Source organism: Bradyrhizobium huanghuaihaiense (genome assembly GCF_025200885.1).
Taxonomy (GTDB): domain Bacteria; phylum Pseudomonadota; class Alphaproteobacteria; order Rhizobiales; family Xanthobacteraceae; genus Bradyrhizobium; species Bradyrhizobium huanghuaihaiense.
In genome coordinates, this window is the sequence record NZ_CP104172.1 from 5657198 (window position 1) to 5682602 (window position 25405).

24 protein-coding genes are annotated in these 25405 nt (G+C 64.4%); 10 read left to right on the forward strand and 14 right to left on the reverse strand.

Annotated elements, in window-relative coordinates:
* Window positions 1–117: 117 nt before the first annotated feature.
* The 4 genes from N2603_RS27210 to N2603_RS27225 all read right to left on the reverse strand — a co-directional run bounded on the left by N2603_RS27210 (window position 118) and on the right by N2603_RS27225 (window position 5885).
* On the reverse strand, window positions 118–2046 hold the full coding sequence (locus N2603_RS27210; protein WP_260384556.1) for a potassium transporter Kup: 1929 nt from the start codon (window positions 2044–2046) through the stop codon (window positions 118–120).
* 142 nt (window positions 2047–2188) lie between these two features.
* The gene (locus N2603_RS27215; protein WP_260384557.1) at window positions 2189–4087 is read right to left on the reverse strand and encodes a potassium transporter Kup; all 1899 of its coding nucleotides are present in this window, start codon (window positions 4085–4087) and stop codon (window positions 2189–2191) included.
* Window positions 4088–4256: 169 nt separating this feature from the next.
* Window positions 4257–5087: an OmpA/MotB family protein gene (locus N2603_RS27220; protein ID WP_018645543.1), complete on the reverse strand. Its 831-nt coding sequence runs from the start codon at window positions 5085–5087 to the stop codon at window positions 4257–4259.
* Between the two features lie 24 nt (window positions 5088–5111).
* On the reverse strand, window positions 5112–5885 hold the full coding sequence (locus N2603_RS27225) for a motility protein A (protein ID WP_018645542.1): 774 nt from the start codon (window positions 5883–5885) through the stop codon (window positions 5112–5114).
* A 307-nt stretch (window positions 5886–6192) separates the two neighbouring features.
* Between N2603_RS27225 and plsY the strand changes: the two genes are divergently transcribed.
* Both plsY and N2603_RS27235 read left to right on the forward strand, forming a co-directional pair.
* Window positions 6193–6873 carry a glycerol-3-phosphate 1-O-acyltransferase PlsY gene (gene plsY, locus N2603_RS27230; protein ID WP_260384558.1) on the forward strand — a complete coding sequence of 227 codons (681 nt, stop codon included), beginning with the start codon at window positions 6193–6195 and terminating at the stop codon, window positions 6871–6873.
* 156 nt (window positions 6874–7029) lie between these two features.
* Window positions 7030–7323, forward strand: a complete 294-nt coding sequence (locus N2603_RS27235; protein WP_260384559.1) for a hypothetical protein — start codon at window positions 7030–7032, stop codon at window positions 7321–7323.
* A gap of 17 nt (window positions 7324–7340) precedes the next feature.
* Here the strand turns inward: N2603_RS27235 and N2603_RS27240 are convergent, their stop codons facing one another.
* From N2603_RS27240 to N2603_RS27255, 4 genes are all read right to left on the reverse strand, one after another.
* Window positions 7341–8060, reverse strand: a complete 720-nt coding sequence (locus N2603_RS27240; protein WP_018645539.1) for an RraA family protein — start codon at window positions 8058–8060, stop codon at window positions 7341–7343.
* A 122-nt stretch (window positions 8061–8182) separates the two neighbouring features.
* On the reverse strand, window positions 8183–9064 hold the full coding sequence (locus N2603_RS27245; protein ID WP_018645538.1) for a CDP-alcohol phosphatidyltransferase family protein: 882 nt from the start codon (window positions 9062–9064) through the stop codon (window positions 8183–8185).
* Window positions 9065–9149: 85 nt separating this feature from the next.
* On the reverse strand, window positions 9150–9848 hold the full coding sequence (locus N2603_RS27250) for a phosphatidylserine decarboxylase (RefSeq protein WP_018645537.1): 699 nt from the start codon (window positions 9846–9848) through the stop codon (window positions 9150–9152).
* Window positions 9849–9933: 85 nt separating this feature from the next.
* The gene (locus N2603_RS27255; protein ID WP_260384560.1) at window positions 9934–11892 is read right to left on the reverse strand and encodes an ABCB family ABC transporter ATP-binding protein/permease; all 1959 of its coding nucleotides are present in this window, start codon (window positions 11890–11892) and stop codon (window positions 9934–9936) included.
* Between the two features lie 201 nt (window positions 11893–12093).
* On the opposite strand from N2603_RS27255, the gene N2603_RS27260 reads away from it, so the two are divergent.
* On the forward strand, window positions 12094–12699 hold the full coding sequence (locus N2603_RS27260) for an LOG family protein (protein WP_026312401.1): 606 nt from the start codon (window positions 12094–12096) through the stop codon (window positions 12697–12699).
* A gap of 3 nt (window positions 12700–12702) precedes the next feature.
* On the opposite strand, the gene N2603_RS27265 is transcribed toward N2603_RS27260, so the two are convergent.
* The 4 genes from N2603_RS27265 to cysS all read right to left on the reverse strand — a co-directional run bounded on the left by N2603_RS27265 (window position 12703) and on the right by cysS (window position 16778).
* Entirely contained in the window at window positions 12703–13080 is a 378-nt protein-coding gene (locus N2603_RS27265) for a VOC family protein (protein WP_260384561.1), read from the reverse strand.
* Window positions 13081–13196: 116 nt separating this feature from the next.
* Window positions 13197–14795, reverse strand: a complete 1599-nt coding sequence (cimA, locus tag N2603_RS27270; RefSeq protein WP_260384562.1) for a citramalate synthase — start codon at window positions 14793–14795, stop codon at window positions 13197–13199.
* Window positions 14792–15283: a GNAT family N-acetyltransferase gene (locus N2603_RS27275; protein WP_260384563.1), complete on the reverse strand. Its 492-nt coding sequence runs from the start codon at window positions 15281–15283 to the stop codon at window positions 14792–14794. Before N2603_RS27275 ends, cimA begins: the two co-directional genes overlap by 4 nt.
* A gap of 115 nt (window positions 15284–15398) precedes the next feature.
* Window positions 15399–16778, reverse strand: coding sequence for a cysteine--tRNA ligase (gene cysS, locus N2603_RS27280; protein WP_260384564.1), 1380 nt, complete (start codon window positions 16776–16778; stop codon window positions 15399–15401).
* A 283-nt stretch (window positions 16779–17061) separates the two neighbouring features.
* Between cysS and N2603_RS27285 the strand changes: the two genes are divergently transcribed.
* Together N2603_RS27285 and N2603_RS27290 are read left to right on the forward strand one after the other, a co-directional pair.
* Entirely contained in the window at window positions 17062–17367 is a 306-nt protein-coding gene (locus N2603_RS27285; protein WP_260384565.1) for a hypothetical protein, read from the forward strand.
* A 130-nt stretch (window positions 17368–17497) separates the two neighbouring features.
* A complete protein-coding gene (locus N2603_RS27290; protein WP_260384566.1) occupies window positions 17498–18697 on the forward strand; it encodes a DUF2865 domain-containing protein in 1200 nt (399 codons plus the stop codon).
* 53 nt (window positions 18698–18750) lie between these two features.
* On the opposite strand, the gene N2603_RS27295 is transcribed toward N2603_RS27290, so the two are convergent.
* Entirely contained in the window at window positions 18751–19659 is a 909-nt protein-coding gene (locus N2603_RS27295; RefSeq protein ID WP_018645527.1) for a DUF2189 domain-containing protein, read from the reverse strand.
* A 532-nt stretch (window positions 19660–20191) separates the two neighbouring features.
* On the opposite strand from N2603_RS27295, the gene N2603_RS27300 reads away from it, so the two are divergent.
* From N2603_RS27300 to N2603_RS27320, 5 genes are all read left to right on the forward strand, one after another.
* Window positions 20192–21025 (forward strand): cytochrome c oxidase subunit II, encoded by an 834-nt coding sequence (locus tag N2603_RS27300; protein WP_260384567.1) that lies wholly within the window; start codon window positions 20192–20194, stop codon window positions 21023–21025.
* 77 nt (window positions 21026–21102) lie between these two features.
* Window positions 21103–22881 (forward strand): cbb3-type cytochrome c oxidase subunit I, encoded by a 1779-nt coding sequence (locus N2603_RS27305; RefSeq protein WP_020608000.1) that lies wholly within the window; start codon window positions 21103–21105, stop codon window positions 22879–22881.
* Window positions 22878–23582 (forward strand): cytochrome c oxidase subunit 3, encoded by a 705-nt coding sequence (locus N2603_RS27310; RefSeq protein WP_260384568.1) that lies wholly within the window; start codon window positions 22878–22880, stop codon window positions 23580–23582. The genes N2603_RS27305 and N2603_RS27310 overlap by 4 nt, the downstream gene beginning before the upstream one ends.
* 14 nt (window positions 23583–23596) lie before the next feature.
* On the forward strand, window positions 23597–24319 hold the full coding sequence (locus tag N2603_RS27315; protein WP_018645523.1) for a heme-copper oxidase subunit III family protein: 723 nt from the start codon (window positions 23597–23599) through the stop codon (window positions 24317–24319).
* A 9-nt stretch (window positions 24320–24328) separates the two neighbouring features.
* Window positions 24329–24721: a cytochrome C oxidase subunit IV family protein gene (locus N2603_RS27320; RefSeq protein WP_260384569.1), complete on the forward strand. Its 393-nt coding sequence runs from the start codon at window positions 24329–24331 to the stop codon at window positions 24719–24721.
* 48 nt (window positions 24722–24769) lie between these two features.
* Here the strand turns inward: N2603_RS27320 and N2603_RS27325 are convergent, their stop codons facing one another.
* A complete protein-coding gene (locus tag N2603_RS27325; RefSeq protein WP_260384570.1) occupies window positions 24770–25303 on the reverse strand; it encodes a putative immunity protein in 534 nt (177 codons plus the stop codon).
* Window positions 25304–25405: the final 102 nt, after the last annotated feature.

The window sequence follows — 25405 nt, forward strand, 5'->3', positions numbered from 1 at the left end:
AGGCGGCAGGCGGGGGATCCAGTACGCCGCGGCGGATGCGGCGAGAGCGAGCTCTTTAACGCCAGCCTCTGGAATACTGGATCGCCCGGTCAAGCCGGGCGATGACAGCGGTGGTGGCTAGATCGTCACCTGGGTGCCGACCTCGACCACCCGGCCGGAGGGGATCTGGAAATAGTCGGTGGCATCGTTGGCGGAGCGGCTCAGCGAGATGAACAGCCGGTCCTGCCAGCGCGGCATGCCGGAATGGGCGGCGGGCTTCAGCGCCCGGCGCGACAGGAAAAACGAGGTCGACATGATGTCGAACTGCCAGCCGAGCTTGCGGGCGATGGCGAGGGCCTTCGGCACGTTGGGCGATTCCATGAAGCCGAACTTCAGCGTCACCTTGGAGAACGTCGGCGAGATCTGCTCCAGCCTGACGCGCTCGGCCGGGTCGATCCGCGGGGTCTGCGCGGTCTCGATGGTGAGAATGACGTTCTTCTCGTGCAGCACCTTGTAGTGTTTCAGACTATGCATCAGCGCGGTCGGGGCGCTGAGCGGGTCCGAGGTCAGGAACACGGCGGTGCCGGGCACCCGCTGCGGCGGCCGCTTCTCCAGCATGGCCACGAGGTCGGCGAGCGGGAACTCGAGCTTGCGCGACTTCTCGAACAGCAGCCGGCTGCCGCGCCGCCACGTGTACATCAGGATGATCATGACCGCACCGAGCGCCAGCGGCACCCAGCCGCCCTCGAATACCTTCAGCAGGTTGGCCGCGAGGAAGGTCAGGTCGAGGAACAGGAACGGCGCGATCAGCGCGCCGGCCGCGATCGGCGACCAGCGCCAGACCTTCCAGACCACGACAAAGCCCATCATCGCCGTGACCACCATGGTCCCGGTGACGGAGATGCCGTAGGCCGAGGCCAGCGCGCTGGAGGAGCGGAACAGCAGTACCAGCAGCACCACCGCGACCAGCAGCAGTTGGTTGATGCGCGGGATGAAGATCTGGCCGGAATGGGCTTCAGACGTATGGCGAATTTCGAAGCGCGGCAGCAGCCCGAGCTGGATCGCCTGGCGCGTCAGCGAATAGGCGCCGGTGATGACGGCCTGGCTCGCGATCACGGTCGCCATGGTGGCCAGCACGACCATGCTGCCGCGGAAAAAGCCTTGCGGGAAGAGCTGGAAGAACGGGCTGACGATCGCGCCGGGATCGCTGAGCACCAGCGCCCCCTGCCCCAGATAATTCAGCGCCAGCGACGGCACCACGATGAACAGCCAGGCGGTCTGGATCGGCCGCTTGCCGAAATGACCGAGGTCGGCATAGAGCGCCTCGGCACCGGTCACGGCCAGGAACACCGCGCCTAGCGTCACGAAGCCGATGATGCCGTGGTGGAGCATGAAGGACACGGCGTAAAGCGGGTTCAGCGCGAACAGGACCTGCGGCTGCTCGATGATGGGGTGGATCGCCGCCGCCGCGAGGACCGCGAACCAGACGCACATGATCGGACCGAAGAAGGCGGCAACGCGCGCCGTGCCGCGCGACTGCACCGCGAACAGGCAGACCAGGATCACCACGGTCAGCGGGACGATATATGGCTCGAACGTCAGGGTGACGTCCTTCATGCCTTCGATCGCCGACAGCACCGAGAGCGCCGGCGTGATCACGGCATCGCCGTAGAACAGTGCACCGGAAATGATGCCGAGCAGGACGATGGTCGCCCCGCCGGTTCCGACCGCGCGCTGGGCCAGCGCCATCAATGCCAGTGTTCCGCCCTCGCCGTTATTGTCGGCGCGGAGCAGGATCACGACGTATTTGAGCGTCACCACCACGATGAGCGCCCACAGGATCAGGGAGACCACGCCCAGAATGGCAGCCGGCGTCGGGGCGCCCTCAGCGCCCGAGGCCGCCATTACGGCCTCGCGGAACGCGTAGAGCGGGCTGGTGCCGATATCGCCATAGACGACGCCGATGCTTCCGAGCGTCAGCGCGCGGAAACCGGCGGTGGTATGGGCCTCGCCATGGCCATTGGCCGCCGCCGTTTCCGGGGCGGGAACTGCTACGTCGCTTGTCATGGGAGAGCCCGATGGCCTCTAAAATGCTTCACTGCACAACGGCGGAAGAGCGCGCGGCTTATAGTCCTGCGCTGCCGGCATAGCCTAGCCCGATTTTGGGCACTCGCCATGCGAAATTCGCATGGGTTCAGCAGTTGCGTTTTCAAATAGTCACTTGGGTTCCGACTTCAACCACCCGCCCGGTCGGAATCTGGAAGTAGTCGGTGGCGTCGTTGGCAGACCGGCTCAGCGCGATGAACAGATGGTCCTGCCAGAGCGGCATGCCCGACTGCGCCGAAGCCTTCAGCGAGCGGCGCGACACGAAGAACGACGTCGACATGATGTCGAACTGCCAGCCCTGCTTGCGCGCGATGGCGAGCGCCTTGGGCACATTCGGCTGCTCCATGTAGCCGAAGCGCAGCCGGACTTTCGAGAACTTCTCGCTGATCTTCTCCATCCTGAACCGTTCGGACAGGTCGACCCGCGGCGTATGCGCGGTCTCGATGGTCAGGATCACGTTGTGCTCATGCAGGACCTTATTGTGCTTGAGATTATGCAGCAGCGCGGTCGGCACGAAGGAAGGATCGCTGGTCAGGAACACCGCGGTGCCCTTGACGATGTGTGGCGGCCGCTTCTCCAGGCTCCGGATCAGATCGTCCAGTGGCACCTCGATCCGGCGCGTCTTCTGAAGCAGGATGCCGGTCCCCTTGCGCCAGGTCCAGATCGTCCCGGCCATGGCCGCGCCGAACAGCAGCGGTACCCACGCGCCTTCGAGCAGCTTGAGCAGATTGGCGCTGAAGAAGCTCATGTCGACGACGACGAAGGGCACGATTACCGCCGCAGCCGTCGCCGCGCGCCAGTTCCACAGCTTCCAGATCACGACGAAGCCCATGATGCCGTCGACGACCATGGTGGTGGAGACGGCGATGCCGTAGGCCGAAGCCAGATTGCTGGGGGTGTGGAACAGCAGCACCAGCAGCATGACGCCGATCAGCAGCAGACGGTTCACGCGCGGCAGATAGATCTGGCCGGCATGGGTTTCGGACGTGTAGCGCACCTCGAAACGCGGAAGCAGGCCGAGTTGCACCGCCTGATAGACCAGCGAATAGGCGCCGGTAATCACCGCCTGGCTCGCGATCACGGTCGCCGCGGTCGCAAGTCCGACCAAGGGCAGCACCAGACTCTCGGGCACCATGCGGTAGAACGAATGCTCGATCGCGCTGGGATCGGACAGCACCAGCGCGCCCTGCCCGAAATAATTGATCAGCAGCGAGGGCAGCACGAAGAACATCCAGGCCGACTGGATCGGCTTGCGGCCGAAATGGCCGAGATCGGCGTAAAGCGCCTCGCCGCCGGTGACCGCGAGGAACACCGCGCCCAGCGTCACGAGGCCGATCGTGCCGTGCGACAGCAGGAATTGCAGCGCGTAATAGGGATTGATCGCGGCGAGCACCGACGGATCATCGGCGATGTGGACGGCGCCCATCACCGCAAGAACGGTGAACCAAACCACCATCACCGGCCCGAAGGCGGATGCCACCAGCGCGGTCCCCTTGCTCTGGACCGCGAACAGCAACACCAGGATGATGACGGTGAGCGGTACGACATAGTGTTCGAAGGCGGGGGTCACGAGCTTCAGACCCTCGACCGCCGACAGCACCGAAATTGCCGGCGTGATCATGGAATCGCCGATGAACATGGAGGCGCCGACCACGCCGAGGGCGAGCAGGAGCCAGCTTCGCCGCCCGAGCGCGCGCTGGCCGAGTGCCATCAGCGAGAGCGTGCCGCCCTCCCCGTTATTGTCGGCGCGCAGTAGGAGCAGGACGTATTTGGCGGTGACGACGATAAAGAGCGCCCACAGGATCAGCGAGAGCACGCCGAGCACCATGACCCGCGAGACCGGCTCGCCATGGGCCGCGCCCTTCATCGCCTCGTGGAATGCGTAGAGCGGCGAGGTCCCGATATCGCCGAAGACAACGCCGATGCTCCCGAGCGTAAGGGCCCAAAAACCCGAGGTGACCGGCCCTTCCTGGGTCTCGGTCTGTGTGATGCTCGCCGCCATGAGGATGGAAAACGCTTCGTCCCTGAATTTGATCCGGCGCCTTTTGACGCTTCCTGCGCGCCTGTCAATCCGCACAGCATAGCAGGCACGGAGCCGGATGCTGTGACGGCGCGGCCACGCCGTCACCTGCGCGACGAGATGCCTCAGGTAAGATGGTAGCGCAAGAGGATTACGGCTTCAAATTCGGCGGCAGCGGCGGATCTTCGCGCATCAGCGTGATGGTCACGCGCCGGTTGGCGGCAAGCGAGGGATCGTCCGGAAACAGCGGCTGGGTGTCCGCCTTGCCGGAAACCGCGAAGATGTGGGAGGACGGCAGGCCCTCGCGCTCGAGGATCTGGCGCACGGCATTGGCGCGGTCGGCCGACAGATCGAAGGCGCCGTAATCGCTGCGGGTCGGCACGAATCCGGCCGCGGTGTGACCGGCAATGGAGACGCGGAGCGGCGTGGCCTTGAGCGGGACCGCGAGCTTCTCGATCAGACGGCGGGTGCGGTCATAGGGCACCTTGGAGCCGTCGGCGAACATCGAACGGCCGTCCTGGTCGACGATCTCGAGGTTAAGGCCCTGCTTGGTCTCCTCGAACATGATGTGCTTGGACATCTCGGTCAGTTCCGGCATGTCCTGCAACGCCTGCCGCAGCGAGGCCGCGGCGAGCGCGAAATTGCGGTCGATCTTCATCTTGGCGCCCGACGTGCGGTCGCGATCCTCCTGGTCCGGCGTCGGCGTGTTGGAGGCATCCTCGGGCTGGATGTGATCGACGTTCTTCAGCCGCGGGCGTGTCGGCAGGCCGTCGGACTCGACGATGCCGGCGTAGCGCGCCTCGCTCTGCACGCCGAAGGCATCGCGCATCGAGCCGGCGACGATCTTCAGCTTGTTGGCGTCCTGCGTCGAGAACGCGACGAGCATCACGAAGAAGCTCATCATCAGGCCCATCAGATCGGCGAAGGTCACGAACCAGCCGTGACCGCCGCCGTGAGCATCGCCGCGCTTCTTCTTGGCCATCTCTGTTGATCCCGGGGAGCGGCCTTACGCCGGCACCGGCTCGCCCTCGGCGTGGCGATGCTTCTCCGGCAGATAGGCCAGCAGCATTTCGCGCACCAAGGTCGGGCTCTTGGAGTCGCGGATCATCAGGATGCCGTCGATGATGAGGGTGCGGTTGGTCTCTTCGTCCAGCAGCTTGCCGTGCAGCTTGTCGGCGATCGGCAGACAGAACAAGTTGGCGACGAGCGCGCCGTAAAGCGTGGCGAGCAGCGCGGTCGCCATGAACGGGCCGAGCTTGGAGGGATCGGTCATGTTGGCGAACATCTGCACCATGCCGATCAGCGTGCCGATCATGCCGAAGGCCGGGGCGCAGTCGCCGATGGCGCGGTAGATCTTGCTGCCCTCGTCGAGATGCATCAGGAAGTTGTCGCGGTCGCGCTCGAGATTGTCGCGGATGAAGTCGAGGTCGTAGCCGTCGGCGACATAGCGGATGCCCTTGGCGAGGAAGGGCTCGTCGGTCTCGACCTTTTCGAGACCCACCGGGCCCTGCTTCCGGGCGATCTCGGCGATGCGGGCGAGCTCGTCGACGAGGTCGTGGGCCGACAGCCGGCTCATGGTGAAGGCGAACTTGGCGCCGAGCGGAAGGCCGTGCAGCAGCGCCGAGAGCGGAAAGCGGATCATGGTCGCGGAGATCGAGCCGCCGAAGATGATGATCATGGCATGTTCGGAGATGAACATGTGCAGGTCGCCGCCCATGAAGATCATCGCCGTGATGACGATGATGCCCGCCGTGAGCCCAACGCCCGTCATGATATCCATGGAAGACTCCAACGCGTCCGCAACAACGGCCGTCCTGGCCGCTGGCGCGGCCCAACCCCGAACCGCACCGGAAACCCTAGAGCGCCGCCCTTAAAGCCGCGTAAAGGTTAAGTTGAGCCGGCGCGCCGGAGGCGTGCAGGGCGCCGAGAGGACGTCCCCCAATGCCGACGACCGACACGAATCTCAATACTCTGCTAACCATAATTGCGGCTCCGGACGGTGATGTCTTCAGCGTCAAGGCCGCGGCTCAATAACGCGCAGCCGAGTTGCCTCATGCTGCTCGATATAGGATGTCGAGGTGAATCCCATGGGTTTCTGGATTGCGAGCGCGATTGGACTGGCCATCGCTTATCTCTTCGGCTCCGTGCCCACGGGCTACCTGGCGGGGAAACTGCTGAGAGGCATCGATATCCGCGAACACGGCTCCAAATCGACGGGCGCGACAAATGTATTACGCACCCTCGGGAAATGGCCTGCGTTTGTGGTGCTCTTGGTCGATCTGCTCAAGGGTGCCGCGGCGATCGTCTTCGCCCGCTGGTTTTACGGTTGGCTCTTCACGTGGCCGTCTGTCACGCCGCCGGCAACACTTGATCTACAAAGCTGGGTAGCCTGGGCCGTGTGCCTGGCTGGACTTGCCGCGTTGCTGGGGCACAGCCTTTCGATCTGGCTGAACTTTACCGGCGGCAAATCTGCCGCGACGGGACTCGGCGTCCTGCTGGCGATGTCCTGGCCGGTCGGTGTGGGGGCTGCAATCGCTTTTGCCGTTGTGCTGGCTGTTTCTCGCATCGTGTCGCTGGGCTCGATCCTGGCCGCGCTGACTGCGATCGCCCTCGTCTGCGGCCTGGAGCAGCCGTTGCCTTATCGGTTGCTGGTGATTGCGGGCGGCGTCTACGTGATCGTGCGCCATCGCGCCAACATTCAGCGGCTGCTGGCAGGAACAGAGCCACGGTTCGGACAATTCAGTCTAGAGCCCAGGGCGGAATTGTAAGGGATTGCCGAGGCCTCAATCGCTTTCGACGCAAAGCTGTCCTCCTGCCGAGAGCGCCAGCCGGCAAGCGGCTGCGGCCCTGCGCCACGGGCGAAACGAAGGGCGATCTGCTATTCTGTGGTCACGCGGCCAGCTCCAGCGCAGGAGCGTTTTGCGATGTTGACGCTGTTCAGTCTTCTCACCGCGGTGCCGGCGGTGCTGGCGCTCCATCTGCTGGAGCCGGAGCTCGTCCTGCCTGCGTTCAGCGTGCTGCTCTTTGTCGAAGCGGCCTTCGCCGTAATCGCAGCGCGGTTGCTTCACTCCACCGACAGCGCAGACGACATCACGCTGTGGGATCTTGCCGGCGGCTGCACCCTGATCGGATGCGCCGCCGCAGTGCTCGGTGAGCCGGATCAGGCCGCCCTGTTTCTGGCCGAACAAGGCGATCCACGGCCGGCGTCGCGGCCGTAGATCCGCCCAATCACCTGTCAGTGGATTTCCGCCGAACGCTTCAGCGCGGCCTTCAGCTTCTCAAGCGAGAAGTCGGGGCTGCGGGCGATCTCCAGGATCGGCGTCTCGCGGCGGCCGCAGAGCTCGGCGGCCTCCGGCAGCTTTGCCGCGACGTCGAGTGGGATGACGATGGCGCCGTGCTGGTCGGCGTGGATGAGATCATCAGACTTCACGGTCATGCCGGCGACGCGCACCTCGCCGCCAAAGCTCTCGGCGTGCACCCAGGCGTGCGACGGGCCGATCGAGCCCGCCAGCGCCTGGAAGCCAGGAGCCCATTGCGGGATGTCGCGGATCGAGCCGTCGGTGATGACGCCGAGGCAGCCGAGCGCCTTGTGCACGTTGCTCTGCACCTCGCCCCAGAACGCGCCATAGCCGACATCGGGGCCGTCGATGTCCTGGATCACCGAGATGCGCGGACCGTGCCCGGTGCCGACATATTCGTAGTACTCGATGCGGCGCTTCGACTGCTCTTCCGGTGCAAGCGAGGATTTCAGCACCGAGCGGATTGCGACCGTGCGGGCATAGCCGACGATCGGCGGCAGGTCGGGAAACGGGCAGACCAGTTGCTTGGTGGTGTAGCCGATCAGCCGGCGCTCGGGCGCCACGATCTCCATGGCGTTGCAGATCGTCGGGGTGTCGTAGCGGCCCAGCGCTTCGAGGACGGAAGCGGGCAGCGGCCCGGTCGCTTTATCAGTCACGGCGTTCTCTCCCAGATTGGCGGTCGCTGTTGGCGCGATGCCGCCGGCACAGGGCGATATAGCCGAGATCAGGGTTCAACCCAACTCAGGGAGCCTCATGGCAGATATCCGCGCGGGGCCGCTCAGTGCAGCCGTCCGGGCCGGTCGTCGTCGTGCGGCGGCTCCGACAAATTCGCCAGTGTCGGCGCCGACGGCGGCGACGGGACCTCGCCTCCCGACGGCGCGGTCGCTTCCATCGCGCGCGCCTGATCGCGATAGGATTTGTAGCCGAGCGGCAGAGCGAGAAGGTACAGCACCGTGCCGATCGACAGCACGTGCCAGGGATAGGCGATCAGGAGCGCGATGAACACGATCACCGCGACGAAGGCCGGCAGCACCAGCTCGGGCGGCACGCGCATCCGCTTGGTCTTGCCGGAGAACACCGGCAGGCGCGACACCATCAGGAAGGCGATCAGCAGCGTATAGGCCGCCGTCACCGCCGCGGGCAGCCGGCCGAGATCGAGGAAGGCGACATAGATCGGCAGCAGCACCGTGATCGCGCCGGCCGGCGCCGGCACGCCGGTGAAGAAATTGGCGGCGAAGGCCGGCTTGTTCGGATCGTCCATGGTGGCGTTGAAGCGCGCAAGTCGCAGGCCGCCGGAGATCGCGAACACCATCGCGGCGATCCAGCCGGCATTGCCGAGCTCGTGCAATTGCCAGAAATACAGCATCAGGCCGGGCGCGACGCCGAAATTGACGAAGTCGGCGAGGCTGTCGAGCTCGGCCCCGAACTTGGACTGGCCCTTGATCATGCGGGCGATGCGGCCGTCGATGCCGTCGAGCGCGGCCGCGAACACGATGGCGTAGACGGCGAGCGACATCCGCCCCTCGATCGACAGGCGGATCGAGGTCAGGCCGGCGCAGATCGCCAGCAGCGTGATGACGTTGGGCACCAGCATCCGCACCGGAATGGGGCGGAACCGCCGGCGGCGGACATCGGGATCTCTCACGTCGTAGGGCGTCATGGCTCGTCCTTATCTTAGGGCGAGATATAGCAAGCCCCGTTCCCCTCCGCCATTGCGGCGGAAGGCCCGCAAGGACCGACTTTGGTTAATTGGCGCGGAAGGCGCGGCTCGGGTCGTCGCCGGCAAGGTCGGCCAAAATGGTCTCGCCGGCGATCGCGGTCTGCCCTTCCGAGACCAGCGCCTTGCTGCCGACCGGCAGGTAGACGTCGAGCCGGGAGCCGAAGCGGATCAGGCCGAAGCGCTCGCCGGCGCCGATCGCCTGGCCTTCCCTGACGAAGCAGACGATGCGCTTGGCGACGAGGCCTGCGATCTGGACCACGCCGATCCGCGCCGTCGGCGTCGAGATCACCAGCGAGTTGCGCTCATTGTCCTCGCTCGCCTTGTCGAGCTCGGCATTGATGAACAGGCCGGGCCGGTAGGCGATCCGGTCCACCCTGCCCGCTACGGGTGCGCGATTCACGTGGCAGTTGAACACGCTCATGAACACCGAGATGCGCGGCAGCGGCCGGTCGCCGAGCCCGAGTTCGGCCGGCGGCAGCGCCATGGTGATCATCGAGACGCGGCCGTCGGCCGGCGACACGACAAGACCCTCGCGCACCGGCGTCACCCGCACGGGATCGCGGAAAAACAGCGCGCACCACACGGTGAGGATCGTACCGATCCATCCCAGGGGGGACCACAGCCAGAACAAGATCAGGCTCGCCAGCGCAAAGCCGCCGATGAAGGGATAGCCCTCCTTGTGGATCGGCGGGATCTGACGCTGGATCGAATCGAGAATGGACATCGCTATCTGCCGCCTGGAGTTGTTGGCACGGGGGCGCCCCCGCGCGGTGGGCTTGTTTAGGCCAGAGTTGGGACCGGAGACAAGGTCACTCCGCGGCCGCAGGCGTCGTCAGGACGTCGGCGACCGGCGGCGGCTCCCGGTTGGGCGCCTCGCTGGAATCGGCCATCTTGGCCAGTTTCTCGCGCGCCGCCTCGGCCTCGCGCTGCCTGTTCCACATGCTGGCATAGAGACCGCCCTGCGCGAGCAGCCTTGCGTGGGTGCCGCGCTCGGCGATACGGCCCTGGTCCAGCACGATGATCTCGTCGGCACCGACGATGGTCGAGAGCCGGTGCGCGATCACGAGCGAGGTACGGTTCTTGGCGACGCGGTCGAGCGCGCCCTGGATCTCGTGCTCTGTGTGGGTGTCGAGCGCCGAGGTCGCCTCGTCCAGCGCCAGGATCGGCGGCGCCTTCAACACCGTGCGCGCGATCGCGACGCGCTGCTTCTCGCCGCCCGACAATTTCAGGCCGCGCTCGCCGACCTGGGTCTCGTAGCCCATCGGCGCCATACGGATGAAATGATCGATCTGCGCGAGGCGCGCGGCCTCCTCGACCTCGGCATCGCTGGCGTCCCAGCGGCCGTAGCGGATATTGTAGCGGATGGTGTCGTTGAACAGCACGGTGTCCTGCGGCACCATGCCGATGGCGGCGCGCAGTGAATCCTGTGTGACCGCACGGATATCCTGGCCATCGATCAGGATCTTTCCGCCTGATACGTCATAGAGGCGGAACAACAGGCGCGAGATGGTCGACTTGCCTGCGCCCGAGGGACCCACGATCGCAACGGTCTTGCCGGCCGGCACCTCGAAGCTGATGCCTTTCAGGATCGGCCGCGTCGGCTCGTAGGCAAAGCGCACGTCCTCGAACCGCACCGTGCCGGCGGTAACGGCCAGCGGCTTGGCGTCGGCTGCGTCCTTGATCTCGGCCTCGCGGTGGAGCACGCCGAACATCTTCTCGATGTCGATGATCGCCTGCTTGATCTCGCGATAGACCATGCCCATGAAATTCAGGGGCTGGTAGAGCTGGATCATCATGGCGTTGACCAGCACGAAATCGCCGACCGTGTTGGTGCCGTTGCGCACGCCGATCGCGCACATCAGCATGGTCGCGGTCAGTCCCATCGTGAAGATCACGGCCTGGCCGGTGTTGAGCACCGCGAGCGAGGTGTAGGTGCGGATGCTCGCCTCCTCGTAGCGCTCCACCGACCTGTCGTAGCGCTGCGCCTCGCGCGCCTCGGCGCCGAAATATTTCACGGTCTCGTAGTTGAGCAGCGAGTCGATCGCCTTGGTGTTCGCCTCAGTGTCGGAATCGTTCATCTTGCGGCGGATGCCGATCCGCCACTCGGTCGCGATGTAGGTGTAGTACATGTACACCGCGACCGTGATCAGGGTTACGACCACATAGCGCCAGTCGAACTGCCAGAGCAGCACGGCCATCAAGAGCGAGACCTCGACGATGGTCGGGATCAGCTGCAGGATCACCATGCGCACGATGACCTCGATGCCCTCGCGGCCGCGCTCGAGCACGCGCGTCAGGCCGCCGGTCTTGCGCTCCAGGTGAAAGCGCAGCGACAGCTCGTGCATGTGGATGAAGGTGATGGTGGCGAGCTTGCGCACCGCATGCATGGCGACGCGGGCGAAGATGCCGTCGCGCCACTGCGTCAGCACCGCCATCAGGATGCGCATCACGCCGTAGCTCGCGGTGAGCAGCAGCGGCGAGGCAATCACCCAGAGGTGCCAATTGTCGGCCGCGATCGGCGCTGTGTTGGCGCCGGTCAGTGCATCGGTGGCCCATTTGAAGCTGAACGGCACCGCGAGCGTGATCAGCTTGGCGGCGAGCAGCAGCACCAGCGACCAGACCACGCGCGTCTTCAGGTCGAAACGGTCGCCCGGCCAGATATAGGGCCACAGATGCGCCAGCGTGCCCATCAGCGTGGCCCGCTCCAGCGGTCCTCCGGCGGGAGGATCAGGAACGTCGGCGCCGTCGAACGATTGGGGTTGATCCATCAAGAAACCTGAAAGCCCGCCGGATGCGGGCGTCGCTGCGATTAACGAATTTAGCTTGTCATATAGAGCCTTCCCGATGCCCGCGCACCCCGCCAGATGGCGAATCTTCGATTGTTTGTCGCCATTTACCGGTAGATTTCCGGACAGTCCGAATCACCGATTGGGCTTGACGCCTCTTCGCTGCAATGCATCATGGCACCAATGAGCACGATCAAAACCGTCTGTGTCTATTGCGGCTCCGGCCCTGGAACAAATCCCCGCTTCACCGAAGGCGCCAAGGCATTCGGCAAGGCCCTCGCCGAGAACAACATCCGCCTGGTCTATGGCGGCGGCTCGCTCGGCCTGATGGGCTCGGTCGCGACCTCCGTGCTGGATCACGGCGGCACCGTCACCGGCATCATCCCCGAATTCCTACGGATGCGCGAGAATGCGCTGACGCGGGTGCAGGAGATGATCGTCACCCCCGACATGCACGAGCGCAAGCGCTTGATGTTCGAGCGCTCCGACGCCTTCGTGGCGCTGCCGGGCGGCGTCGGCACGCTGGAGGAGCTGGTGGAGCAGCTGACCTGGAAGCAGCTCGGCCGTCACGCCAAGCCGGTGCTGCTCGCCAATATCGACAATTTCTGGGAGCCGCTGTTCTCGCTCCTGTCGCACATGCGCCAGACCGAGTTCATCCGCGCGGGCCTGTCGGTCGACATCATCAAGGCCGATCGCGTCGAGGAGATCCTGCCGAAGCTGAAAGCGGCAGCGGCGCAGATCGCCGAGGCGGAAAAGCAGCTCGCCCCGGAAGTCGCGCGCAAGCTGTAAGAGCTACTCGCTCGGAAACGTCGCCGCCTCGATCCGGTTGCCATCGGGATCGAAGACGAAGGCTGCGTAGTAGCGCACGCGATCGTGCGGGCGGATGCCCGGCGCGCCATCGGATGCACCGCCCGCGGACAGCGCGGCGGCGTGAAACGCATCGATCTCGGCCGTGGTCTTCGCGCGGAGGCAGATGTGCACGCCGCTTTCCGGCCCGACACGCGGCATGCCTTCGCGCAAATTGATCCAGAACTCCGGATAGGCCTTGCCGAAGCCGACCGTCCGCGGCCGCGTGACGAGACGCGTGAGGCCGAGGGCGGCGAGCGATGCCTCGTAGAACTTTGCAGCGCGATCGAGATCGCTGACGCCGACGGAGATGTGGTCGATCATGCTTGCCCCCTCCTCGATCTCCCGTAGCCCGGATGAGCGAAGCGACATCCGGGGACACTATCTCCGCAGCGTAGACTGCCCCGGATATCGCTTCGCTCATCCGGGCTACATCTTGCTTACGCCGGCGCGCCCGATTTCACGAGCTTATAGATCACCGAATCCATCAGCGCCTGGAACGAGGCGTCGATGATGTTCGGGGACACGCCGACCGTGGTCCAGCGGTCGCCATTCTCGTCCTCGCTCTCGATCAGCACGCGCGTGACCGCGCCGGTGCCGCCATTGAGGATACGGACGCGGTAGTCGATCAGCGTCAGCCCCTCGATGTATTTCTGGTACTTACCCAGGTCTTTTCGCAAAGCGACGTCGAGCGCATTGACCGGGCCGTTGCCTTCGGCGGCCGAGATCAGGTGCTCGCCGGCGACATCGACCTTGACCACGGCCAGCGCCACCGTGACGCGCTCACCGAGCGCGTTGTAGCGCTGCTCGACATTGACGTCGAACTGCTCGACCTCGAAATAATGCGGCACCTTGCCGAGCGTGCGGCGCGCCAACAGATCGAACGAGGCGTTGGCGGATTCATAGGCGTAGCCCTGTGCCTCGCGCTCCTTCAATTCCTCGACGAGGCGCGTCAGCTTCGGATCGCTTTTCTCGTAAGCAATGCCGGCCCGGTCGAGCTCGGCGATGACGTTGGAGCGGCCGGCCTGGTCGGACACCAGCACCTTGCGGTGGTTGCCGACCAGCTCCGGCAGCACATGCTCATAGGTCTGCGGATCCTTCAGCACCGCGGAGGCATGGATGCCGGTCTTGGTGACGAAGGCACTCTCGCCGACGTAAGGAGCATGCCGGTTCGGCACGCGGTTGAGCATGTCGTCGAGCGTGCGCGAGACTTTGACGAGCGTCGCCAGCTTCTCGGACGTGACGCCGATCTCGAAAACGTCGGCAAAGTCCTTCTTCAATTTCAGCGTCGGGATCAACGAGCAGAGATTGGCGTTGCCGCAGCGCTCGCCGAGGCCGTTCAGCGTGCCCTGGATCTGCCGCGCGCCCGCGCGGACCGCAGCCAGCGAATTCGCCACCGCCTGCTCGGTGTCGTTATGGGCGTGGATGCCGACGTGATCGCCGGGGATGTGTTTCGTCACCTCGGTGACGATGGCCTCGACCTCATCAGGCATGGTGCCGCCATTGGTGTCGCACAGCACCACCCAGCGCGCGCCGGCCTCGTAGGCAGTCTTGGCGCAGGCGAGTGCGAATGCGGCGTCTTCCTTGTAGCCGTCGAAAAAATGCTCGCAGTCGAGCATCACTTCGCGGCCGGCCGCCCTTGCCGCCGCGACGCTGTCGCGGATCGAGGCGAGGTTTTCCTCCTTGGTCGTCTCCAGCGCGACGCGCACCTGATAGGCCGACGACTTCGCCACGAAGCAGATCGCATCCGCCTTCGCTTCCAAAAGGCCCGCGACGCCAGGGTCGTTGGAGACCGAGCGCCCTGCCCGCCGCGTCATGCCGAAGGCGGTGAAGCGTGCATGATTGAGCTTCGGCTTGGTCGCAAAGAATTCGCTGTCGAGCGGGTTGGCGCCGGGATAGCCGCCCTCGACATAGTCGATGCCGAGGTCATCGAGCATCGCCGCGATGACCTGCTTGTCGGTCAGCGTGAAATCGACACCGTTGGTCTGCGCCCCGTCGCGCAGCGTGGTATCGAACAGATAGAGACGCTCCTTGCTCATGGTGCAGCTCCAAGCGTCTTCTTCATGGTTGTGTTGGCGAGCCACTCGTCGTTGATGGTGATGCTGTTGCGCTGCTGGGCGGTGTAGCCGCGCTTGGCGAAGAAGCCCTCCGCGGTATCGCTGGCATCGACCGAAAGGCTCTTGGCGCCGCGGCCGCCGGCAAGCTTTTCCAGCGCGTCGACGAGCATGGTCGCGATGCCCTGCCCGGCCACGGCCGGGTGCACATAGAGCATCCGGATGTGATCGGTGCCGCGCAGCGAGGCGAAGCCGACGGGCGAGCCCTCGAGCGTCGCGATCAGCGTCAGGTCGGAAGCGAGCCGCTTGCCGAACTCCTCGTCCTCCGCCGCCTCCATCCAGGCCTGCTGCTGCACCTCGCTGTAGTCGTCGCCGGTCAGCTGCTCGATGCTGGCGGTGAAGATCGCAGCGAGCACCGGCACGTCATCGGGCAGGAACGGCCTAAGTGCGGGCTTTGGCAAAGTCTGTCCCATCGTCCTCACCACATCCCATAGAGTTTCAGCACGATCGCCACGGCGGCGCCGAGCAGCAGGATCTTCAGCGCGATGTAATAGAGCCAGTGCCGGGGGAACGGCGTGTCGGGCCGCTTCATCGCGCGACCTCCCAGGTCGTTCCGTCCTTGGAGTCCTTGATCGCAACGCCCATCGCGGCGAGCAGATCGCGGATGCGGTCGGATTCCTTGAAATCTTTCCGCGCACGCGCAGCCGTCCGCTCCGCGAGCAGGCGCTCGACTTCCCCGGCATCGACCCCGCTCGCCTGCTGCTTGCGGCTTTCCCACTGCGCGGCACTCTCGGCGAGGAAGCCGAGCAGCCGCAACGAACCCGACAATGCAGCGGCTTCGCCACGCAAGCCGTGCAGCGCCGCGATCGCCAGCGGCGTGTTGAGGTCGTCAAGCAGCGGCTCGACCACGGATGCGGCCGGCTCGCCTGGCACGACGTCGGCGGCGACGCGATACCAGTCGTCGAGCGTCCTGGCGCTCTCCTCCAGCGACTTCATGGTCCAGTCGATCGGCGAGCGGTAATGCGTCTTCAGCATGTTGAGGCGCAGCACCTCGCCCGGCCAATCCTTGAGCAGTTCGTGGATCGTGATGAAGTTGCCGAGGCTCTTCGACATCTTCTCGCTCTCGACCTGCAGGAAGCCGTTGTGCATCCAGTAGTTCGCCATGCGCTCCTGGTGGAACGCGCAGCAGGTCTGCGCGACCTCGTTCTCGTGATGCGGAAACACGAGATCGATGCCGCCGCCATGGATGTCGAAGTGCTCGCCGAGATGCTTCCAGGCCATGGCCGAGCACTCGATGTGCCAGCCCGGGCGCCCCTCGGCCTTGATGCCGGCCGGTGACGGCCATGACGGCTCGCCCGGCTTGGACGGCTTCCACAGCACGAAGTCGGTGTTGCCCTTCTTGTAGGGCGCGACATCGACGCGGGCACCGGCGATCATCTCATCCAGCGAGCGATTGGACAGCGCGCCGTAGCGCGGCAGCGAGGAGTTGGCCGCGTTCATCGCCTGCGGCGAGAACAGCACGTGGTCCTCGGCGGCGTAGGCAAAGCCACCCTTGATCAGCCGCTCGATGATCTCGCGCATTTCGGCGATATGCTCGGTCGCGCGCGGCTCGACGCTCGGCCTGAGCGCACCGAGCGCATCCACGTCGGCGTGAAACTGCTTGCCTGTCTGCTCGGTCACTTTCCGGATCGCCTCGTTCAGCGGCAGGCCGGGAAAGTCGCGCGCGGCGCGGTCGTTGATCTTGTCGTCGACGTCGGTGATGTTGCGGACATATTTGACGTGCGCCTCGCCGTAAGTGTGGCGCAGCAGCCGAAACAGCACGTCGAACACGATCACCGGTCGCGCGTTGCCGATATGGGCGAAGTCGTAGACCGTCGGTCCGCAGACATACATGCGGACGTTGTTGGCATCGAGCGGCACGAAGGGGCGCTTTTCCTTCGTCAGCGTATCGTAAAGGCGCAATTCCATATGGACACCCGTCGGCTGTTGGCCGGGCGTCCAGTGCTCTCAATGTGTTTGAGAAAAGACGGCTCCAGCCAGCGAATCGCTAGCTCGTAATCTCGCAAATGATGCAAATGGCGAGGAGACCGTTCATGCGGGAACATATGGGCTATGAGGTGCCCTGACGTCAAGGGAGCCGCGAAAATGCCGTCTTCTCCCGCAATGCGCGCCGGGCCCGCCGGAATGGTTCCATTCCCCTTAACCTTTTGAGTTTATTAAGAGCGGGCGGTCTCCAGCCCCCGGTACCCCCATGCGATCCCTGTTCGCGCTCGTCTCTTGTGCTTCCCTCGTCGCGGCATCCGGTGCATTCGCCGAGACCCGCGTCTTCATCATTGCCAACCAGGCGGACGGCTACGGCGTCGACAAGTGCCTGGCTAGGGGCGACAAATGCGGGGCGCAGGTCGCACGCACCTACTGCCAGTCACGGGATTTTGCCCAGGCATCAAGCTATCGCCGGGTCGATCCCGACGAAATTACCGGCTCTGTCCCCAAAACCGGCGCAAACTGCTCCCATGGCCATTGCGACGAATATGTCGCAATCACCTGCCAGCGCTGAATTCCCTCGGAGCTGGCGGACCTTAGGACCAGTCTTCGGCCCCTTGAAACGACGTGACGATGCCGCAGGAAGCGGCTATTGGAGGGCGCGCTTCGGCCCCCAGATCATGCCGGGCCGTGACCTCGCTAGAATGGCGGATATGCCTGAATTTTTGTCTCTCTCCCGTGCCCGCTCCCTTCTTGCCTGCACCGTGCTCCTCGGCACCGTCGTGCTCGCCAATGGCGCTTTCGCGCAGGCCGGTCCGCCCGGCCCGCCGCCTCAGCCCGGCCAGAACGGGCTTGGCCCCAATCCGATGTGCGCACGGCTGGAAGGTCAGCTCGCCGCGCTCGATCGCGGCGGCGGCGGTGGCGACCCCGCGCGTGAAGAGCAGATCCGCCGCTATCAGGATTCCCAGGCCAAGCAGCAGGCCGAGCTCGACCGCGTCACCATGCAGGCCAAGCGCATGGGCTGCGACTCCTCCGGCTTCTTCTCGCTGTTCAACGGCCAGCAGGCGCAATGCAGCCCGGTCAACACCCAGATCCAGCAGATGCGCGCCAATCTGGACCAGATCACCGGCAATCTCGAACGCCTGCGCGGCGGCTCCGGCGGCTTCAGCCCGGAACGCGACAACCAGCGCCGCTCGGTGCTGATGGCGCTGGCGCAGAACAATTGCGGTCCGCAATATGCCAACGCCGCGCAGTCGCAGGGCGGCGGCAACTTCCTGAGCAACCTCTTCAACGGCGGCAACAACCCGAACAATCCGCAAGCCGTGCCGCCCTCCGATCTCGGCCCGCAATCCGGCACCTTCCGCACCGTGTGCGTGCGCACCTGCGACGGCGCTTATTTCCCGATCTCGTTTGCCACCGTGCCGGCACGCTTCCCCGACGACGAGAAGACCTGCAAGGCCCTTTGCCCGGCCGCCGAGGCCGTGCTCTACACCCATCGCAATCCCGGCGAGGACATGAACTCGGCGGTCTCCGTCGGCGGCCAGCCCTACACGGCGCTGCCGACCGCGTTCAAATTCCGCAGCGAGTTCAATCCATCCTGCTCCTGCAAGGCGGCCGGACAGACCTGGGCCGACGCGCTGAAATCGGCCGACGACAAGGCGACCGTCGAGCAGCAGGGCGACATCATCGTCACCGAGGAGAGCGCCAGGAAGATGCAGCAGCAGCGCCTCAACAAGGGCGCGCCGCAGCCTGCCAACGCCAAGAAGGGCGCGGCGCCCGCGCCGACGACGACCGCTGCACCGGCGGCAACGCCGCCGGCTGATACCGGCACGGCTGCGCCGAGTTCAGAGAACAAGCCGATCCGTTCGGTCGGCCCGACCTTCCTGCCGCAGCAGCAGAAGTAGTCCTAACCCGTCATCTCAAGCGAAGGCGGCCGCCAGGCGCGGCCGTTTCGCAGTTACTGCTCGCCCTCGCGGCTCCACGGGAAGAGATTGGCCGGAAAGTCCGCTGCGTAGCGCTTTCCCTTCGGGGGCGGCGGCGGCTCGTCCGGTGGATTCGGGTTGGGCTCGACGATCCGCCGATAGAGGTGCCAGGTGGCATGACCGAGCACCGGCAGAACGACCGCGAGACCGACGAAGAGCGGTAGCGAGCCGATCACGAGCAGCGCCGCCACGATGAGACCCCATCCGGCCATCGCAACCGGATTCGTTGCCACCGCCCGGAGCGACGTGCGGATCGCGTCGATCGCAGTCGCATGCCGGTCGAGCATCAACGGGAACGACACGACGCTGACGCACAAGGCCACAACCGCAAACAGGAAGCCGACACCGCAACCAACGACGATGAGCGACCAGCCTTCCGGTGTCGTCAGCACGCGCGTCGCGAAGTCGGGAATGCTTGCAGCCGCCGCGTGACCGAAGATCGTGACATAAATTGCGTTCGCGACACCGATCCAGGCCCCGAACAGGACCAGCAGGAGCACGCCGAGCTCGACCATGGCACCGAACGACGGTGCGCGCAGCACCTTGATCGCATCCCACGCATCGACCTCCTCGCCACGTTCGCGACGCCGGCTGAGTTCGTAGAGACCGATCGCGGCAAAAGGCCCGATCAAGGCGAAGCCGGCGGCCAGCGGAAACAGGAGCGGCAACACCGAATAGCCGAGAACCATCCTGAACAGCACGAGACCGAGAACGGGATAAATCACGCACACGACGATCGCGTGACTCGGCATCGCCTGGAAATCGTCCCAACCCAGGCGCAGCGCCTCGGTCAGGTCCGACAAGCTGATCTTACGAATGGGATAGGAGGCCGCTTCGCCGAAGACGTGCCGCCTGATGATGTCGTGGGAGTACAGAGTGGCCATGAACGGAGCCTCCCGTGCTGAAAATCGCGATTGTCGATAACACGCGCTTTTCAGCCACGCGTGTCCGCCTGACGAGCAGGAAACGCGATGGGTCGGGTACGGCAACCCAGGTTCAGCGAACAGAGCCTGGCCGGACGGAACCCGTCGCGACCTGCCTCGCAAGCTTAGCGCGCGCGGGCGACGGCTGTGCTCACGGTTAGGTGAATTGTGCACCAGCGCGGGCTTGTGCGTTGCATCAACCAGACCCGACATGCGCACCTGATGCGTTGTCGGCTTGCCGGCGACGGCAACCACGCCACGTCGGGGGCACCTACATTGCTCTATTGACGCCGGATTGGGGCGGTATCATTTTAGACGCAGACGCCCTTAGTTGATGGTCGCGAAGCGTTCTAGATTTCGCGACCCGTGGAATGGGCGAGGCAAAAGGCCGGCGATGGCATAGATGCCAACCAAGAAAGGCCAGCCATCGCGACAGACATGAGCTCCGCCCCGGATTCGTATCCGCAGCCTTCGATGGCAAGGATGGATCAGGATGGCTGTCGCACTGATACTGCTTCTGGTCGCGATCGGCTCGGTGCTGTTTCACATCTACAGCCCGTGGTGGTGGACGCCGATCGCCACGAACTGGGCCTATATCGACCACACCATCAACATCACGTTCTGGATCACCGGCTTCGTCTTCGTCGCGGTCATCGCCTTCATGGCTTACTGCGTCTTCCGCTTTCACCACAAAGAGGGAAGACGGGCTGACTACAATCCGGAAAACAAAAGGCTCGAGTGGTGGCTGAGCGTCGGGACCGGCGTCGGCGTCGCGGCCATGCTGGCGCCTGGCCTCGTGGTCTGGCACCAGTTCGTGACGGTGCCTGCGGATGCCACCGAGGTCGAGGTCATGGGCCAGCAATGGCAGTGGAGCTTCCGCCTTCCGGGCAAGGATGGGAAGTTGGGCACATCCGATGTCCGCAACATCGCTGCCGACAATCCGATGGGTCTCAATCGTGACGACGCCCACGCGCAGGACGACGTCGTGATCGAGAACGGCGACCTGCACCTTCAATTGGGAAAGCCGGTCAAGGTTCTCCTCCGCTCGGTCGATGTCCTGCACGATTTCTACGTGCCCGAATTCCGGGCCAAGATGGACATGGTCCCAGGCATGGTGACCTATTTCTGGATAACGCCGATCCGAACCGGGACGTTCGACGTTCTCTGTGCGGAGCTCTGTGGCGCGGCTCACTATCAGATGCGGTCCAAGGTCATCGTCGACGAAGAGCGTGAATATCACGCTTGGCTGGAGCAACAAAAGACGTTTGCCGAATTGTCTTCGGCAAAAGCCATCGTGAAGGCGACGTACCAATCCGGTGGCAAGTAGCAAGCTGCCGCCACGAAATAGATCGGGTGCATGAGGCCAACGCCTCGCTTCCGATGGAAACGACCGAGGAGGTTTCTATGGTCGATATTCCATATGAAGGGATCGAAGGCATCCCGCCTGCCGAAGTACCTGACGTCGAGCTCTATCATCCGAGGAGCTGGTGGACACGGTATGTCTTCTCGCAGGACGCCAAGGTGATCGCCATTCAGTATTCGCTGACGGCCACGGCCATCGGGCTGGTGGCCCTGGTGCTGTCGTGGCTGATGCGGCTGCAACTGGGATTCCCCGGCACCTTCTCGTTCATCGATGCCAACCAGTACCTCCAGTTCATCACCATGCACGGCATGATCATGGTGATCTACCTGCTCACCGCATTGTTCCTCGGCGGATTCGGCAACTACCTGATCCCGCTGATGGTCGGCGCCCGGGACATGGTCTTCCCTTATGTGAACATGCTGAGCTACTGGGTCTACCTGCTCGCGGTCCTGGTACTGGCCTCGACATTCTTCGTGCCCGGCGGCCCCACCGGCGCCGGCTGGACGCTCTACCCGCCGCAGGCAATCCTCTCCGGAACGCCCGGGCAGGATTGGGGCATCATTCTCATGATGTCGTCCCTGATCCTGTTCATCATCGGCTTCACCATGGGCGGGCTGAATTACGTGGTGACGGTGCTGCAGGCGCGCACGCGCGGCATGACGTTGATGCGCCTGCCGCTGACGGTGTGGGGCATCTTCACGGCGACCGTCATGGCGCTGCTGGCATTCCCTGCCCTCTTCGTTGCCTCGGTCATGCTGCTGCTCGACCGTCTCCTGGGAACCAGCTTCTTCATGCCCTCTCTCGTAGAGATGGGACAACTATCGAAGCATGGCGGCGGCAGCCCACTGCTCTTCCAGCACCTGTTCTGGTTCTTCGGCCACCCCGAGGTCTACATCGTCGCCCTTCCCGCCTTCGGCATCGTCTCCGATCTGATCAGCACGCATGCGCGCAAGAACATCTTCGGCTACCGCATGATGGTCTGGGCGATCGTGGCGATCGGCGCGCTCAGCTTCATCGTCTGGGCACACCACATGTATGTGAGCGGCATGTTCCCGCAATTCGGGTACTTCTTCGCCACCACGACGCTCATCATCGCCATCCCCACCGCGATCAAGGTCTACAACTGGGTGCTGACCCTGTGGCGCGGCGACATTCATCTCAGGGTGCCGATGCTGTTCGCCCTCGGCTTCATCATCACCTTCGTGAACGGCGGGCTCACCGGCCTCTTCCTCGGCAACGTCGTCGTGGACGTGCCCCTCTCGGATACCATGTTCGTGGTCGCGCACTTCCACATGGTGATGGGCGTGGCACCGATCATGGTCGTGCTCGGCGCGATCTATCATTGGTACCCAAAGGTGACGGGGCGGATGCTGAACGACGCCCTCGGCAAGTTTCACTTCTGGGTCACCTTCCTCGGCGCCTACCTGATCTTCTTCCCGATGCACTATCTCGGACTGCTCGGGGTTCCGCGCCGGTATTTCGAGCTCGGGGATACGTCGTTCATCCCGTCCTCGGCCCATTCACTGAACGCCTTCATCTCCGTCGTGGCCTTGACCGTCGGCTTCAGCCAGATGGTGTTCCTGTTCAATCTCGCCTGGAGCCTGTTCAAGGGCGAGGCCTCGGGCGGCAATCCGTGGCGGGCGACGACGCTGGAGTGGCAGACGCCGGAGACGCCTCCAGGGCACGGAAACTGGGGCAAGGAGCTCCCGGTCGTGTACCGCTGGGCTTATGATTACAGCGTGCCTGGCGCCGCGGAGGACTTCATTCCGCAGAACCAGCCGCCACGCGCGACGCAGCTCGTTCAGGGAGCTGCTTCGTGAGCGCCATCATTCTGTTCCTGGCTGTGCTTGCGGTGATCGCCGGATGGTGGCTGTCGCACCAGCGGCTGACGGCCAAGCCTTGGCTGGAGGAAGGCGCGGTCGGCGACTTCCCCGGCGGCGATGCCATGACCTGGCCGGCAGCGAAGGTCGGACTTGGCGTGTTCCTCGCTGTCGCCAGCGCATTATTCGTCCTCTTCATCAGCGCCTACTCGATGCGCATGAGCGTGGTGGACTGGCGACCGCTGCCGGTACCGCGGCTGCTGTGGATCAACACGGGCGTCCTGGTCCTGAGCAGCGTCGCGCTGCAATGGGCATACGTGGCTGCTCGGCGACAGGACACTGAGAGCGTCATGATCGGTCTGCTCGCTGGCGGGGCATCTGCCGTGATCTTCCTCGCCGGACAGCTCCTGGCCTGGCAACGGCTCGGGGCCGCCGGATACTTCGTGGCGTCCAATCCGGCGAATTCCTTTTTCTACCTGTTGACCGCGGTGCACGGGCTGCATCTGACCGGCGGTCTGGTGGCCTTGGGCCGCACCTCAGCCAGGATGTGGCGTGGCGCCGAGATCGCCGAGATGCGATTGAGCGTGGAACTGTGCGCCATCTACTGGCACTTCCTGCTGCTGGTCTGGCTTGTCCTGCTCGGTCTTCTCACCGGCTGGACCGATGATTTCGTCGACATCTGCCGCCGATTGCTGAGCTAGGGAGGCAAGACCAGATGGCTGAGACCGTGCTGACACATTCTGGCCAACCGACTGCGCGGCTTGAAGGCTGGCGCGGCATCGCCGCCGACTGGGCGTCCGATCAGCGTGCCTTCAAGAACGTGTCCTGGGGCAAGGCCATGATGTGGATCTTCCTCCTCAGCGACACCTTCATCTTCAGTTGCTTCCTGCTCTCCTACATGACGGCGCGCATGTCGACGACCGTGCCGTGGCCGAATCCCAGCGAAGTCTTCGCCCTCAATATCGGGGGCAACCACATCCCCCTGATCCTGATCGCCATCATGACCTTCGTGCTGATCAGCAGCAGCGGAACGATGGCGATGGCCGTCAATTTCGGCTACCGCCGCGATCGCGTGAGAACCGCAATCCTGATGCTGGTCACTGCAGCCTTCGGCGCAACCTTCGTCGGAATGCAGGCCTTCGAATGGACCAAGCTGATCATGGAGGGGGTTCGGCCCTGGGGCAATCCATGGGGTGCGCCGCAGTTTGGTGCGAGCTTCTTCATGATCACCGGCTTCCACGGCACCCACGTGACGATCGGCGTGATCTTCCTGATCGCGATCGCGCGAAAAGTCTGGCGGGGAGACTTCGACGTCGAGAGGCGCGGCTTCTTCACGAGCCGCAAGGGGTACTACGAGATCGTCGAGATCATGGGCCTGTACTGGCACTTCGTCGATCTCGTGTGGGTCTTCATCTTTGCATTCTTCTACCTTTGGTGAGGTCGGCGCATGACAAACGCGGCGGTACACATGGAAGGACAGCTCCACGCTCCGGCGCATGGCGCAGTCGCAACGGGAGCCGTTCACGCCAAGGGTCAACAGCACCCGATCAAGCTCTACCTCGTGGTCTGGGGCTGGCTGTTCGTCCTCAGCACGGGCTCCTATCTCATCGACTACTTTGGCCTGCACGGCTATCTGAGGTGGTCGTTGATCCTGCTGTTCATGATGTTGAAGGCCGGCCTGATCGTCGCCGTGTTCATGCACATGGCCTGGGAGCGACTGGCCTTGGCCTATGCCATCCTGCTGCCGCCGATCGCGGTGTTGGTATTCGTGTCGATCATGGTGCTCGAATCCGAATACACGCACTTCCTGCGGGTGCTGTTTTTCGCAACCCCGTCATAGCGGCAAGCTGAGTTCTCACCGCCGTTACCCTGCGAGGTGGGCATCTGGTTACGCCAGCTCACCGCGAAGCCTCCGATCGATTGCGCGCAGCAGTTCACCCACCCGCCCGCCACCGGACGGTGCGAGCGGGTAGCGGCGCAGCACCTCGATGAGCGCCGGCGTCGCGCGCCGGACGGCGCGCTCAACATAGTCGGCACCAATACCCGGAACGTCACCCGCTGCGAGTTCGGCGGCTCGGGCTGCATGGGCGGGCGCACCAAGAATGTGCCTGACCTGAGTCGATCGAGCCAGGGGATGAAGATAGGCCGCAGCCGAGGCGCACATCGCAGCTCGCGCAGCCTGGCTGGCTGCTGCATTTTCGGTTTCCTTTGCGGCCTTCAGGGCCGCCCAGGCCGCATCGCGCAGGGCCTTCACGCGCTTGCCCCCCAGCGCGAATGTCCGGGCGGTTTCGAGCGCATCCCTCGGACGGGAATCCCCGGGATGCGATTGCTCGAATATCTCCAGCACGTCCACGGCATTTTCCGCCGCGTATGCAGCGACCTCACGGAGATCCTCGATATCCAGGATGAACTCGTCTGCCATGCCTCACCTGCCCGACGCCAGCGCGGGGCCATCCTTATTGACGCTCTATGGCTGAAGTCGGTCGTCTCTACATCCGCCGCGGAGTACTGGATCATCCGCCTT

Coding starts and splice junctions, on each gene's coding strand:
- N2603_RS27210 (WP_260384556.1), bottom strand. CDS start 2,046: ATGACAAGCGACGTAGCAGTTCCCGCCCCGGAAACGGCGGCGGCCAAT.
- N2603_RS27215 (WP_260384557.1), bottom strand. CDS start 4,087: ATGGCGGCGAGCATCACACAGACCGAGACCCAGGAAGGGCCGGTCACC.
- N2603_RS27220 (WP_018645543.1), bottom strand. CDS start 5,087: ATGGCCAAGAAGAAGCGCGGCGATGCTCACGGCGGCGGTCACGGCTGG.
- N2603_RS27225 (WP_018645542.1), bottom strand. CDS start 5,885: ATGGATATCATGACGGGCGTTGGGCTCACGGCGGGCATCATCGTCATC.
- plsY (WP_260384558.1), top strand. CDS start 6,193: ATGGGTTTCTGGATTGCGAGCGCGATTGGACTGGCCATCGCTTATCTC.
- N2603_RS27235 (WP_260384559.1), top strand. CDS start 7,030: ATGTTGACGCTGTTCAGTCTTCTCACCGCGGTGCCGGCGGTGCTGGCG.
- N2603_RS27245 (WP_018645538.1), bottom strand. CDS start 9,064: ATGACGCCCTACGACGTGAGAGATCCCGATGTCCGCCGCCGGCGGTTC.
- N2603_RS27250 (WP_018645537.1), bottom strand. CDS start 9,848: ATGTCCATTCTCGATTCGATCCAGCGTCAGATCCCGCCGATCCACAAG.
- N2603_RS27255 (WP_260384560.1), bottom strand. CDS start 11,892: ATGGATCAACCCCAATCGTTCGACGGCGCCGACGTTCCTGATCCTCCC.
- N2603_RS27260 (WP_026312401.1), top strand. CDS start 12,094: ATGAGCACGATCAAAACCGTCTGTGTCTATTGCGGCTCCGGCCCTGGA.
- N2603_RS27265 (WP_260384561.1), bottom strand. CDS start 13,080: ATGATCGACCACATCTCCGTCGGCGTCAGCGATCTCGATCGCGCTGCA.
- cimA (WP_260384562.1), bottom strand. CDS start 14,795: ATGAGCAAGGAGCGTCTCTATCTGTTCGATACCACGCTGCGCGACGGG.
- N2603_RS27275 (WP_260384563.1), bottom strand. CDS start 15,283: ATGGGACAGACTTTGCCAAAGCCCGCACTTAGGCCGTTCCTGCCCGAT.
- cysS (WP_260384564.1), bottom strand. CDS start 16,778: ATGGAATTGCGCCTTTACGATACGCTGACGAAGGAAAAGCGCCCCTTC.
- N2603_RS27285 (WP_260384565.1), top strand. CDS start 17,062: ATGCGATCCCTGTTCGCGCTCGTCTCTTGTGCTTCCCTCGTCGCGGCA.
- N2603_RS27290 (WP_260384566.1), top strand. CDS start 17,498: ATGGCGGATATGCCTGAATTTTTGTCTCTCTCCCGTGCCCGCTCCCTT.
- N2603_RS27295 (WP_018645527.1), bottom strand. CDS start 19,659: ATGGCCACTCTGTACTCCCACGACATCATCAGGCGGCACGTCTTCGGC.
- N2603_RS27300 (WP_260384567.1), top strand. CDS start 20,192: ATGGCTGTCGCACTGATACTGCTTCTGGTCGCGATCGGCTCGGTGCTG.
- N2603_RS27305 (WP_020608000.1), top strand. CDS start 21,103: ATGGTCGATATTCCATATGAAGGGATCGAAGGCATCCCGCCTGCCGAA.
- N2603_RS27315 (WP_018645523.1), top strand. CDS start 23,597: ATGGCTGAGACCGTGCTGACACATTCTGGCCAACCGACTGCGCGGCTT.
- N2603_RS27320 (WP_260384569.1), top strand. CDS start 24,329: ATGACAAACGCGGCGGTACACATGGAAGGACAGCTCCACGCTCCGGCG.
- N2603_RS27325 (WP_260384570.1), bottom strand. CDS start 25,303: ATGGCAGACGAGTTCATCCTGGATATCGAGGATCTCCGTGAGGTCGCT.